This window comes from Megamonas hypermegale (genome assembly GCF_900187035.1).
GTDB lineage: Bacteria > Bacillota > Negativicutes > Selenomonadales > Selenomonadaceae > Megamonas > Megamonas hypermegale.
This window is the reverse complement of sequence record NZ_LT906446.1, coordinates 750,268-763,331: the sequence shown is the minus strand read 5'-3', so window position 1 is coordinate 763,331 and position 13,064 is coordinate 750,268. Positions and strand designations below refer to the sequence as shown.

13 protein-coding genes are annotated in these 13,064 nt (G+C 32.7%); 2 read left to right on the top strand and 11 right to left on the bottom strand.

Translation table 11 applies throughout. The features are described 5' to 3' along the window. Positions 1-49: 49 nt before the first annotated feature. Complete coding sequence (locus CKV65_RS03605; protein ID WP_027889624.1) at positions 50-331, bottom strand: acylphosphatase; 282 nt, start codon at positions 329-331, stop codon at positions 50-52. A 243-nt stretch (positions 332-574) separates the two neighbouring features. On the opposite strand from CKV65_RS03605, the gene CKV65_RS03600 reads away from it, so the two are divergent. Both CKV65_RS03600 and zwf read left to right on the top strand, forming a co-directional pair. After that, positions 575-1,540 carry a beta-propeller fold lactonase family protein gene (locus tag CKV65_RS03600; protein WP_027889625.1) on the top strand — a complete coding sequence of 322 codons (966 nt, stop codon included), beginning with the start codon at positions 575-577 and terminating at the stop codon, positions 1,538-1,540. 19 nt (positions 1,541-1,559) lie between these two features. After that, positions 1,560-2,945 carry a glucose-6-phosphate dehydrogenase gene (zwf, locus tag CKV65_RS03595; RefSeq protein ID WP_231922711.1) on the top strand — a complete coding sequence of 462 codons (1,386 nt, stop codon included), beginning with the start codon at positions 1,560-1,562 and terminating at the stop codon, positions 2,943-2,945. Positions 2,946-3,010: 65 nt separating this feature from the next. Here the strand turns inward: zwf and CKV65_RS03590 are convergent, their stop codons facing one another. From CKV65_RS03590 to dxs, 10 genes are all read right to left on the bottom strand, one after another. Continuing rightward, positions 3,011-4,417, bottom strand: a complete 1,407-nt coding sequence (locus tag CKV65_RS03590) for a carbon starvation CstA family protein (protein ID WP_027889627.1) — start codon at positions 4,415-4,417, stop codon at positions 3,011-3,013. A 319-nt stretch (positions 4,418-4,736) separates the two neighbouring features. After that, complete coding sequence (hfq, locus tag CKV65_RS03585) at positions 4,737-5,012, bottom strand: RNA chaperone Hfq (RefSeq protein WP_027889628.1); 276 nt, start codon at positions 5,010-5,012, stop codon at positions 4,737-4,739. Between the two features lie 30 nt (positions 5,013-5,042). After that, positions 5,043-5,993, bottom strand: a complete 951-nt coding sequence (miaA, locus tag CKV65_RS03580) for a tRNA (adenosine(37)-N6)-dimethylallyltransferase MiaA (RefSeq protein ID WP_027889629.1) — start codon at positions 5,991-5,993, stop codon at positions 5,043-5,045. 17 nt (positions 5,994-6,010) lie between these two features. Next, positions 6,011-6,697, bottom strand: a complete 687-nt coding sequence (locus tag CKV65_RS03575) for a metal-dependent hydrolase (protein ID WP_027889630.1) — start codon at positions 6,695-6,697, stop codon at positions 6,011-6,013. Positions 6,698-6,736: 39 nt separating this feature from the next. Continuing rightward, positions 6,737-8,428, bottom strand: a complete 1,692-nt coding sequence (gene recN, locus CKV65_RS03570) for a DNA repair protein RecN (RefSeq protein WP_027889631.1) — start codon at positions 8,426-8,428, stop codon at positions 6,737-6,739. Between the two features lie 15 nt (positions 8,429-8,443). Then, on the bottom strand, positions 8,444-8,896 hold the full coding sequence (gene argR, locus CKV65_RS03565) for an arginine repressor (protein ID WP_027889632.1): 453 nt from the start codon (positions 8,894-8,896) through the stop codon (positions 8,444-8,446). A gap of 4 nt (positions 8,897-8,900) precedes the next feature. After that, positions 8,901-9,476, bottom strand: a complete 576-nt coding sequence (gene mnmM, locus CKV65_RS03560) for a tRNA 5-(aminomethyl)-2-thiouridylate-methyltransferase MnmM (RefSeq protein WP_027889633.1) — start codon at positions 9,474-9,476, stop codon at positions 8,901-8,903. Between the two features lie 15 nt (positions 9,477-9,491). Next, the gene (locus tag CKV65_RS03555) at positions 9,492-10,346 is read right to left on the bottom strand and encodes an NAD(+)/NADH kinase (protein ID WP_036254424.1); all 855 of its coding nucleotides are present in this window, start codon (positions 10,344-10,346) and stop codon (positions 9,492-9,494) included. 15 nt (positions 10,347-10,361) lie between these two features. Then, complete coding sequence (locus tag CKV65_RS03550) at positions 10,362-11,171, bottom strand: TlyA family RNA methyltransferase (protein ID WP_027889635.1); 810 nt, start codon at positions 11,169-11,171, stop codon at positions 10,362-10,364. Next, a complete protein-coding gene (gene dxs, locus CKV65_RS03545) occupies positions 11,172-13,058 on the bottom strand; it encodes a 1-deoxy-D-xylulose-5-phosphate synthase (protein WP_027889636.1) in 1,887 nt (628 codons plus the stop codon). It lies immediately after the preceding gene. Positions 13,059-13,064: the final 6 nt, after the last annotated feature.

Below are 13,064 nucleotides of genomic sequence, written 5' to 3'. Positions count from 1 at the left end.
AGTTTATCGACTTTACTCTCTCTTATTCCCTTATAACGCTAAAGATTTATCAATTTCTAATGATAAAAGCTTTTTCTTCTTCAATAACTGGAATTTCTTCTGCATCAAATGTTTCTACATTGATAATGAAATTACCTTTTTTGATGATATTTACAAATTCAGTGATAACGCTATCTTCTCCCTGTACTTCTAAATGTACAGTACCATCTGCCATATTTTTTACCCAACCAGTAAGACCTAATTTGCTAGCGTTTTCCATTGTAAAGAATCTAAGACCTACACCTTGTACTCTACCAGTTAAAATAGCTTTGTAACGTTTGACATCTGTCATAAAAAAGTCTCCTTTGTTTTATAATAAGATAATCTATCAATAAGTATTTTTTATCTTATTGATAGCCTAAGTATAGACCTTTTAAGAAATTTTTGCAAGAGGTTAATCATATATATATTATTTTTCTATGAAAAACTTAGTATTTATAAGTTGTATTATCAGTAAATTAAATGCTATAATAAGAACATGAATAATTATTATTCATTAAAGTTAATTTTTGATTAAATAAGGAAGTGTTTTAATATGATAAAAGGATATATCGGTACGTATGATACTCCTAATACTAAAGGTATTTATCAATTTAATTTTGATGAACAATCTGGTAAAGTTTTCGATATGAAATCTTTTTATCCAGTAAATGATGCTAAATGCGTTGTTTTAGCTAAAGATAAATTAATCATAACCATGAATAAAGATGGTAAAAGTGGTATTGGTTTATTAAATGAAGATACAGCTAAATTACTCGATGAAGCTTTATATGAAAATAAAACACCTTGCTTCATTAAATATAGTGATGGTTATATATATACAGCTAATTATCATGATGGCGTTGTTATGGTATATAAATTACAAGGTGATAAATTAACACTAATTAAGCAAATCACTATTCAAGAAAAAGCTGGTTGCCACCAAGTAATTTTATATGGCGATTATATACTTGTTCCATGTTTATTATTGGATGAAATACGCATTTTTAAACGCAGCGAAGATTTTAAACTTGTAAAAGTATGGAAATTTCCACAAAAAACAGGTCCACGTCATGGAGTTTTTAATAAAGAATACAATCGTTTCTATTTAGTCAGTGAACTTAGCAATGAATTTTTTGCTTACTCTGTAAATGATTTAAATTTTGAGCTTATCACCAAAATTAACTTATTAGAAAAATATCCTACAGAAGGTGCTTCTTCAGCAGCTATACGCCTCACTAAAGATGAAAATTATATCTATATTTCTACACGTGGTGCTGATTTACTGAGTGTAATCAAAGTAAAAGATGATATACAATTATCACAACAAATAAAAAGTGGCATACATCCACGAGATTTCTTATTAAGTTATGATGAACAGTATTTATTATGTGTAAATAGGGATAGCGATAATCTGATTATATATAAATTAGATAGGAAAACGCGAATGATACAAGACGAAATAGCAGATATATCTGTACCTCATGGCGTTGGTATTGCTTTAGAAAATATTGAGTTATAAATTTGAAAGAGAGATTAATATGAATAAAACATTTACGATATTCGGCGGAACAGGAGACTTAACGTTTCGCAAATTAATGCCAGCACAATATAATATAACGGCATCTAATGCACCAGAAAAAGATTTTCGCATTGTAATTATCGGTAGACGCGATTATACTACTGAAAAATATTGCGAACTCATTAAAGATTGGGTAAAAAAATTTGCTAGAATGCCATATGATGAAGATACTTTTAATCATTTTTGTCAACGCATAACATATTTTAAAATGGATTTTTCTAATTTAGAAGAATACACTCGATTAGCAAAATTTTATGCTGAAGAAAATCTTACAGAATATATTTTTTATTTTGCTGTAGCTCCACGCTTTTTTGCTGTAATAGCTCATGGTTTACGTTCTGTAGAAAACGCTGATAAAGGCAAAGTTATTCTTGAAAAACCTTTTGGCGAAAATTTAGAAGCTGCTAAAAAATTAAATGAACAATTAGAAGCATTTTTCCCAGCAGAAAATATTTATCGCATTGACCATTATTTAGGTAAAGAAATGGTTCGTAACATCCAAACTATTCGCTTTACCAATCCAATTTTTGCCAATCTCTGGAACTCCCAATATATTGAATCAGTCCAAATTTCAGCTTTTGAAGATTTAGGTATCGGTTCACGTGGCAATTATTACGATACAAGCGGTGCATTAAAAGATATGGTACAAAACCATTTATTCCAAATTTTATCCATTGTAGCAATGGAATGGCCAGAACAATTTTCAACTCAAGCTATGCATGATGCACAATTACGCGTTTTAAAATCACTTCGCAAAGTGGAAGATATTCGCGATAATATGGTTTTAGGACAGTATAAAGGTTATCGCCAAGAAAAAAATGTAGCACTTGATTCTAATACTGAAACATATGCTGCACTTCGCTTATTTATCGACAATGAACGCTGGTGGAATACTCCATTTTATATACGCACAGGTAAAAAATTAAAATGTCGTGAAATGGAAATAGCTATTGTTTTCCGTCAAACATTTATTGCTGCACCACAAAATATTTTAATAATAAAAATTCAACCAAATGAAGGCGTTCATTTACAATTCAATGTAAAAAAACCTGGTGATACTGATGAAATAACACAAGCTAAGATGAATTTCATTCAAAATTCTTCTTATATAAATAAAATAAATACACCTGAAGCTTATGAAAGATTAATCATGGCTTGTATTCGTGGAGAACGTTCTTGGTTCTCTCAATGGGACCAAATAGAAATTAGCTGGGAATTTGTTGAACACTTAAAGGATTTATATCATTGGAATAAATTACCGATTTTTTCATATGAACCAGGCAGTGATGGTCCTGCTGAAGCTGAAAATCTTTTAAAACGATTTGGTCATAGCTGGATATTCTAAAATTTATCTATAAAAAAAGCTACTGTTGAAAACGATACCAACAGTAGCTTTTTGCATTTCATATATTATTTTTTAAATACTGTAGATTTAAAGTAAACAATAGTCCAGAAAATAGTGATTATGATACCAGCAGGATAAGTGATGCTTGTTGGCAATCCAAAGCCTTCAGGAGCTTGCAAAATATAAGTGAATGTAACCATTGTCATAAAGATTGCAGGAACAACAGCGATTAAATGTTGCCAACTGCCTTTATACTGTTTCCAAAGGTACATAGCACCTGTCCAAAGAGCAATCATTGCTAATGTTTGATTTGCCCAAGAGAAATAACGCCAAATTATATCAAAATCAATTTGAGATAAGATACCGCCAATAGCGAGAAGTGGAACAGCTAAATACAAGCGTTTAACATAAGAAACTTGGTCAATTTTAAACCAGTCTGAAATAGTATAACGTGCACTTCTGAAAGCCGTATCACCAGAAGTTATTGGACAAGCAATAACGCCAATCATTGCCAAGATACCACCAACTGTTCCCAATGTACCAAAGGATACATCATATACAACGCCACCAGGACCGGCACTAGCAATAGCAGCTGCTAAACCACCAGTTGTTTCATAAAATGCAATACCAGCAGAAGCCCAAATAAGAGCGATAATACCTTCAGCAACCATAGCACCATAGAAAACTACACGTCCATTTTTTTCTTCTTTCATGCAACGTGCCATAAGTGGAGATTGTGTAGCATGGAAACCAGATGTAGCACCACAAGCAACAGTGATAAACATTAATGGCCAAATAGGTAAATCTTTTGGATGAAGGTTTTGAAGTGTCATTTCAGGCATTTGCCATCCACCGAGAATAATACCACTAGATACACCAACTGCCATAATAATTAAGCAAGCACCAAACAATGGATAAATCTTACCAATAATTTTATCAATAGGTAATAAAGTTGCTAAGAAATAATAAATGAGTACGACGATTAACCAAAAAGTAACATTTAAAGAATCTGGTGTAAGTTTTGCGAGAAGTAGCGCAGGACCTGTCATAAATACAGTACCTACAAGAACCAACAATACAACAGAGAATATACGCATTACTATTTTCATAGTATCGCCAAGATAGATACCTACGATTTCTGAAATACTTTCCCCATTATGGCGAAGTGAAATCATACCAGAAAGATAATCATGTACAGCACCAGAGAAAATAGTACCGATTACAATCCAAAAATAAACAACTGGACCCCAAAGAGCACCTGCAATAGCCCCAAAAATTGGACCAAGACCAGCTATATTCAACAATTGAATCATAAAAACTTTCCAAGTAGGCATCGGTATGTAATCTACACCGTCATTATGCGTTATAGCAGGAGTTGGTTTTGTTGATGGTTTAAAAACCTTTTCTACAAATCGACCATAAATTAAGAAACCTAAAATGAGAACAATTAAACTGACAAAAAAAGTAATCATATGCAATGCACCTTCTTTAATGGATTTATAATAAGATAGCTCCGGAACTATACTTAATAAATAACGAAAAACGATATACTTTGTTAAAAAAATAACTTTTATCCATTTATCAAAATATTAATTTCATTTATTGTCTATGTAAATTTATAATACTTTTATGTAACTTTGTTAAGTTTTTTTATAATTTTTTTAATATTTAAATTAAATATAAACTAATATATTACCATATCTATATACATAAAATGAAAAAGATAGGCAGAAATTCTTCTGCCTATCTTTTTCGTCATTTTTATGAAAAGCTTTCAAAGTTTTTCTATTATTACATATTAGTTTCTTCTGTTGATACTGGTCTTTTTGTGTCTTTATTATCCTGGAAAGAGTTTTTAAGCGGTTGCATTGGGCTAATAGTAGAAATAGCATGTTTATACACCATCATTTGTTTTCCGCCAGCATCAAGAATTACTGTAAAATTATCAAAGCCTTTTACATTGCCGCGTAACTGAAAACCATTTGTCAAATGAATGACTACACCTACATTTTCTTTTCTAACTTGATTTAAAAATACATCTTGTAAATTAATAGATTTATTTGGCATAATGCTCCCCCAATTATATTTTGATACCATCTATTCTACATCACTAAAAAAATTCCTGCAATCTTTTATTACAGTTGTCAACAAATTTTCATAGCTTAATTTGTCAGCATCATACCATTTTATATAAGGCATTTTTTTATACCAGGTAATTTGACGTTTTGCAAAATGACGTGTAGCCTTTTTCATTTCATCAACAGCTACCTCTAAATTCATATCACCATTTAAATATGCAGCAATTTCTCGATAACCAATTCCCTTCATAGATTGCCAATCAACTTGAGCACCATTATCCATTAATTGTTTAACTTCATCTATAAAGTTATTTTCCATCATTATATCGACACGCTTGTTTATTCTATCGTATAAATTTTGACGTTCTCGATTAAGGCCAACGATAAATGTATCATAAACAAGTTCGCCTGTTTTTTCATATTGACTACTTTGAGAAACACTTTCTTTACCTAAATGATGTACTTCTAAAGCTCGAATTACACGATTAAAATTATTGACATGAAGGCGGGCTGCCGTCTGTGGGTCAACTTCCTTTAACATATCATGTACATATTGCTTACCATGCGTAGTTGCTAATTCTTCTAAATGGCTACGATAAGCATTATCTCCCGAAGTTTTATTAAATTCATATCCTTCAACGAGTGATTTTACGTATAAACCTGTACCACCTGCTAAAATAGGTATTTTACCTGTTAAATTAATTTCATGAATTAATCGTTTAGCAATTGTATGAAAATCACTTACATTGAAATTTTCCCAAGGTTGTAGAATATCTATTATATGATGCTTTACGCCCGACATTTCTTCCTGCGTGGGTTTGGCCGTTCCAATATCAAAGCCTTTATACACGAGCATACTATCACCGGAGATGATTTCTGTCTGTAAAACTTTAGCTAAATCGATACTGAGTTGAGTTTTTCCCACTGCTGTCGGGCCTAATATTACAATTAATTTTTCTTTTTTATTCATTATAAAATTTATATTTTTTACTTATGCATATATTCTAGGTCTAAAGATTGACCTGGTTTAACGATTTTTACAAAGCAATGTGCAATGCTTTCTGCATAAGATTTGAAGATTTTTGGTTCCTGTTCGATTATTGGCCAAGTATTATAATGAATAGGAATTACATATGATGTTTTTAACAGTTGTGCTGCTTTAGCTGCATCTTCAATGCCCATAGTGAAGTTATCACCGATTGGCAATATTGAATAGTGAATTTTTTGTTTTTCACCGATGAGTTTCATATCGCTGAATAAAGCAGTATCACCTGAATAATATACAACTGTATCATCATTAAAATGAATGACAAAGCCACAAGCTACGCCACCAGGCACACCACTGCTGTGCAGTGCAGGAACCATAGTTACTGTACCAAAGGAGAACTGAGCACTGCCGCCTAAGTTCATGCCATGTACATTATCATAGCCATTAGGGAATAAATTAATAATTTCAGGAATGGCGATAATCATTGGATGATTTTTTTCCGCGATTTTCAAAGCATCACTAAAATGGTCTTCATGTGCATGTGAAACGAGAATATAATCACATTCAATGTCTTTTGGTTTAACTGTTGCTTGTGTGTTGAAAGTTAAAAATGGGTCAAATAATAATTTTTCATGTCCAGTATCAAGCATAAAACAAGCATGTCCATAATAGTTAAAAGTAATCATGTACTAACTCCCCTTTCGTATATACCTATACATAAAAATTTAAATAGATAATAATTCTTTTTTATGTCGTGCATTTGCCAACATTTCTTCAGCATTTTCCATTGAAGCTTGTGTAAGCTCTGTTCCCGAAGCCATGCGAGCAATTTCAGCAAGTCTTGCACCATAATCAATCTCTGTGATATTGGTAAAAGTCTTATTATCTTTTGTTTCCTTGTGAATATAAAAATGTGCATCCGCCATAGCTGCTATTTGAGGAAGATGTGTTATGCAGATAACTTGTCGATAGCGAGAAATGCGTGCTATTTTTTCCGCCATCATCTGTGCAGTTTTACCACCAACACCACTATCCACCTCATCAAATACCATAAGTTCTACATCATCTTTTTGTGCTGTTATAGTTTTTATGGCTAAAGCTATACGCGATAATTCACCGCCTGATACGATTTTTTGTAAGAGTTTCATATCTTCACCCAAATTTGCGGAAAATAAAAACTCAACATCATCAGCACCATTTTCGGAAAAATCATCATTTAACCATAAATTTACTTTCATTCTAGCATCTGGCATAGATAAAGATTTTAGTTCAGTTATAATATCATCTGTCAATTTAGTAGCACTTTGTTCTCGCAATTTATGCAAAGTAGCTGCTTCCTGTTTTAATTCTTGAGTAAGATCTGCTACTTCTTGTTCTAATTGCGCTAAATTAGCATCGTAATTTTCGATATAAGATAATTCATCTTTAGCTTTTTCACAATAAGCTAAAATTTCTTCAATACTAGAGCCATATTTTCGACGCAATTTATTTATTTCTTCCATACGCGATTGCATGGCATCGAGTTTTTGTGGACTATAATCTATCTTTTCACCAAAATCACGAATTTCATCTGCACTATCTTGCAACTGAAAATACGCATCTTCTACACTTTGATGTACTTTTGCCATATTTTCATCATAATGAGCTAAAGACTCTGTATCTTTACGTAATTGTGCCAATGAACTTAAAATATTTCCCCCTTCATATAATAAATTATACGCATTTTGAGAAAGGAGCGATATTTTTTCAGCATTAGCGAGAACTTTAATCTGTTCTTCTAATTTTGTATCTTCATCAACTTCTAATTTAGCATTTTGAATTTCATTGATTTGCCAATTAAGCATATCTAAACGCTGTGCCATTTCCTGCGTATTCGTCTTGCTTTTTGCCAATTTTTCTTTTAATTCCAGCCAATGATAATAAATTTGTGCATAAACAGCTTTTTGTCTATTTATCGCTCCATTGTCATACTCATCAATTAAATTTAATTGCTTTTGTGGTTTTAAAAGTGCTTGATTAGCATGTTGACCATGAATATCCACAAGCATCTCACCGAGTTGACGCAAAATGGCAAGTGTTGTATGGCAATTATTTATCTGAATAATATTTCTACCACTGGCTAAAATCTGTCGTGTGATGATTAATGTATCATCTTCTATTAATATATTATTTTTAAGCAAAAAATATTTTATAGCTTGTTCATTCATTATAGAAAAAACAGCTTCTACGCGCATAAAATCGGCATTACTTCTAATAACATCGAGGTTACTGCGATGACCTATGACCATGCCGAGTGCGCCTAGCAAAATTGATTTGCCGGCTCCCGTTTCACCGGTGAGAATATTAAGCCCACGATTAAACTCTATCTGAATGTGCTCAATCAAGGCAAAATTCCAAATCGACAGTGTCTTTAACAATTAAAAACCCCCAAATTAACCAAGCATATCTCGAAGTCTTTTCATGATGTCTTCTACAGCAGAAATTGGTTTAATTACTACTAATATATTATCATCACCAGCAACTGTTCCGATAATCTCTGGCCATTTAGCATAATCAAGTGTAGAGGCAACTGCATTAGCAGCACCTGGTAAAGTTTTCACCACAATGATATTTTCGCTATAATTCAAACTTATTACAGAATCGCGGAATAAATTTAACATGCGATTTTTCGAATAAATTAATTCCTTATCTGTAGGATAAGCATAACGATAACGACCATCTCCTGTAGGTACTTTAATAAGCATTAATTCTTTAATATCACGTGATACAGTCGCCTGAGTTACAACAATGTGCTGTTTTTTTAACGCCATTGCCAAATCTTCTTGTGTTTCAATTACATTATGTTCAATAATTTCTCTTATTCTTGCATGTCTGGTAGCTTTCATTCACTTATTCACCGACTTTCTCTATCCAGCATAAAGCTGGAGCATTATTATTATGATTTATCATTTGATACCAGCCTACTGTAAAGTACTTTTTCGCTAAAGAACTGGCAAAATCCTTTATTAATTGACTTTCTTTTAACCCTTCTTCATGTCCAGGATATACAACAACAGCTATATGCCCATGTACATTTAACTTATTTAGCATTATCTGCAACGCTTTTAAAGTCGTTTCAGACTTAGTTGTAATAGCGTGATTTCCACCAGGTAAATAACCTAAATTAAAAATCACTAAATCAAGATTATCCTCAACATGCGTTTGCACTTCATCATGTGAAGCTTGAATAAAATTAACTTTAATATCTGTGCGTATACAGGAATTTTTCATCTTTTCCTTAGCATTATAAAGAGCTTCTGCTTGAATATCAAAAGCATATATATCTGTATTTGATTGAGCATTCTGTGCCAAAAATAAAGTATCATTACCATTGCCAGCTGTTGCATCAACTATAACTTTAGCTGTATTTAAAGCTTCTTTTAATAAAATATGTGATATTTGAATAGAATTACTTAATGTCTGCATAAAACCAGCCTTTCATTAACAGAATAATTTACTCATAAAAGTCTGGTAAAAATTCTTATCTTCAAAACGAATGATTTGCGCAGGGAAATTAGCCTTCTGAATGAGAATTTCATCATTTGGCTCAATATCAATGCTTTCTTGCCCATCTAATGTTAAATTAACACTGCGCTTACTCATGCTAATAATATTGATTATATCTAGTTTTACCTGTTCACTTTCATCAATTACCATTGGACGAATAAAACAAGCATGTGGACAAATAGGTGTAACGATTATACCTTTTACTTTTGGATTGACAATAGGACCACCAGCAGAAAGAGAATAAGCTGTTGAACCTGTTGGTGTAGAGATAATCAATCCATCAGCTTTATAACTTGTCACTGTATAATCATTAATCGAAAGATTAAAATGAAGCATACGCGATACACCGCATTTGCTAACTACAATATCATTTACAGCACTACCTACATATTTAATTTCATTTTCACGTTTAATAAAAGCTGATAACATCAAACGCTGTTCAATCTTATATTCTTTTTTTACTATCTTAGTGAGTTTGGCTTCAATTTCACTTGGTTCAATATCAGCTAAAAATCCTAAATGTCCAATATTTATGCCACAGACGGGAACTCCATCTTTAGCTAAACGACGACACAAACCCAAAAGAGTTCCGTCTCCTCCAATACTGATTGCCATATCCAGATTTTCTCTATCTATATCTGGTACAATTAATTCTTCATGATAGAAAAATTTTCCTTCACGCGGTGGCAATATTAGTTGTATATCATTCTTTTGAGCAAATTTAATAACTCGCTCTAAAATTTCTCCGGCACCTGATTTAGTTATATTAGGATGAATAGCTATTTTCAAGATTTTCTGCCTCCTCTATTTGTCTAATTGAGCATGTGCCTTTGTTACTATATCTTTTATTAAATTATCATCTATATTACTTTGATGTACCTTATCTAAATCAAGCAATATCAAATATTCAATATTACCTTCTGGCCCTTTTACTGGTGAAAAAGTTAATTCGCGTGGCACAAAATCAAGTTCTGTACTCAATTTTACAATTTTTTCAATGACTTCTTCATGAACTTTCGGGTCGCGTACTACACCTTTTTTACCGACTTTTTCTTTACCTGCTTCAAATTGCGGTTTTATAAGTGCCACGATTTTTCCATCAGGAGCAAGTAGTGTCTTAGCTACAGGCAATACTTTATCTAATGAAATGAATGCTACATCAATTGAAGCAAAATTTATAGGTTCGCCGATATCTTCCGGTGTAACATAGCGAATATTAGTTCGTTCCATATTGACAACACGTTCATCAGTACGCAAAGACCATGCCAATTGACCATAGCCTACATCAATAGCAAAAACCTTTTTAGCACCATTTTGTAAAGAACAATCTGTAAAACCGCCAGTAGAAGCACCTATATCTGCCACTACTAAATCTTTTAAATCGAGTTTAAATTCTTTTATAGCTTTAGCTAATTTTAATCCACCACGACTTACATAACCTATACTATCACCTAAAATACGGATTTTAGCATCTTCTTTTACCATAGTACCGGCTTTATCAATTTTTTGACCATCTACTAATACCAATCCAGCCATTATGGTTGTTTTAGCACGTTCACGACTAGGCGCGAGATTTTGTTCAGTTAATAAAACGTCTAAACGTTTTTTAGCCATTTATTTATCACTTCCATTTATAAAGTTTTTAACTGCATTAACAATTGATTTGCTATTTAAATTACATTCATCAAGAATTTCTTGACGAGTACCTTGCTCAATAAATTTATCTTTTATACCAAGGCGAATTACTGACACATCATATATATTATTATCACTTAACAACTCTAAAACAGCACTGCCAAATCCTCCTGCTAAAATTCCTTCTTCTACAGTCACAATAAATTTAACCTTGCGAGCTGTAGCTAAGATTAAATTAGCATCTAATGGTTTGATAAAACGAGCATTAATCACAGAACAATTTATCTTTTCATTTAAAAGTTCTTCTCTTGCTTTTATAGCTTCTTGTACCATAGAACCAACAGCTATAATTGCTATATCATCACCTATGGACAATAATTCACCCTTGCCTTTTTCCACTAAGCTAAATTCTTCTTGAATTTCCACGCCACAAGCACTGCCACGTGGATAGCGAATAGTACACGGGCTATTGTATTTTATCGCGCTATAGAGCATTTGGCGCAATTCATTTTCGTCTTTTGGTGCCATACAAACCATATTAGGAATTTGTCGAATATATGCCATATCAAAAACACCATGATGTGTCGGTCCATCTTCACCGACAAGTCCTGCTCTATCAAGGCATAAAACAACTGGTAAATTCTGCAATGCTACATCATGAATAATCTGGTCATAAGCGCGCTGTGAAAAGGTTGAATAAATAGCTACAATAGGATGTTTACCCTGTGTTGCTTGACCTGCTGCAAAAGTAACAGCATGTTCTTCAGCAATACCTACATCAAAGAAACGACTTGGATACAGTTCAGAAAACTTTTGCAAACCTGTACCAGACGGCATAGCAGCTGTAATAGCTGTAATATTTTTATCCTGTGCCGCTAAATCCACAAGTGCTTGACTGAAAACTGCTGTATAAGTTGGAATAATGCTATCCGAAACTATTGGTTTTCCTGTAGCAATATCAAATTTACCAATACCATGGAATTTATCTGGATGACGTTCTGCAGGAATATAGCCTTTTCCTTTTTTAGTCTGTACATGCAATAGGACAGGACCATCCATATTTATTTTTATTTTTTCTAAAACATTAATTAAGTCTTCTAAATTATTTCCATCAGTTGGCCCAATATACGTAAATCCTAAACTTTCAAAAAAACCACCTGGTACAATGGCATTTCTAAAGCCGTCTTTCACATAATTAGCTGTTTTTAACACAGAATTACCAATGCGCGGTATGCTGCTTAAAATTCTATGCACATCTTTTTTAGCACGACGATATTTTTCATTAACGCGAATTAAAGATAAATATTCTGATAAAGCACCTACATTTGGTGCAATAGACATTTCATTATCATTTAAAATAACAATCATCTTACGTTTAGAAATTCCTGCATTATTAAGCCCTTCTAAAGCTTCTCCACCTGTCATTGCTCCATCACCGATAACAGCAATGACATTATAATTTTCGTGGTTTAAATCTCTAGCAACAGCCATACCAAGTGCTGCTGATATTGATGTACTTGCATGACCTGCACCAAAGGCATCATATATGCTTTCAAAACGATTAGGAAAACCCGTAATTCCATTTTTTTTACGCAATGTTGAAAATTTATCTCGCCTACCAGTTAAAATCTTATGTGTATATGCTTGATGACCAACATCCCAAACTATTTTATCGCGCGGACAAGAAAAAACCTTATGCAGTGCTAATGTAAGTTCTACTGTACCAAGACACGGTGCTAAATGACCACCATTTTGTGAAACTGTTTTTATAATTAACTCACGAATTTGCGTAGCCAATGCCTGCATTTTTGGTATTGATAGATATTTTAAATCAGCAGGAGATTTAATTTGCTCTAAGATATTCATAATCCA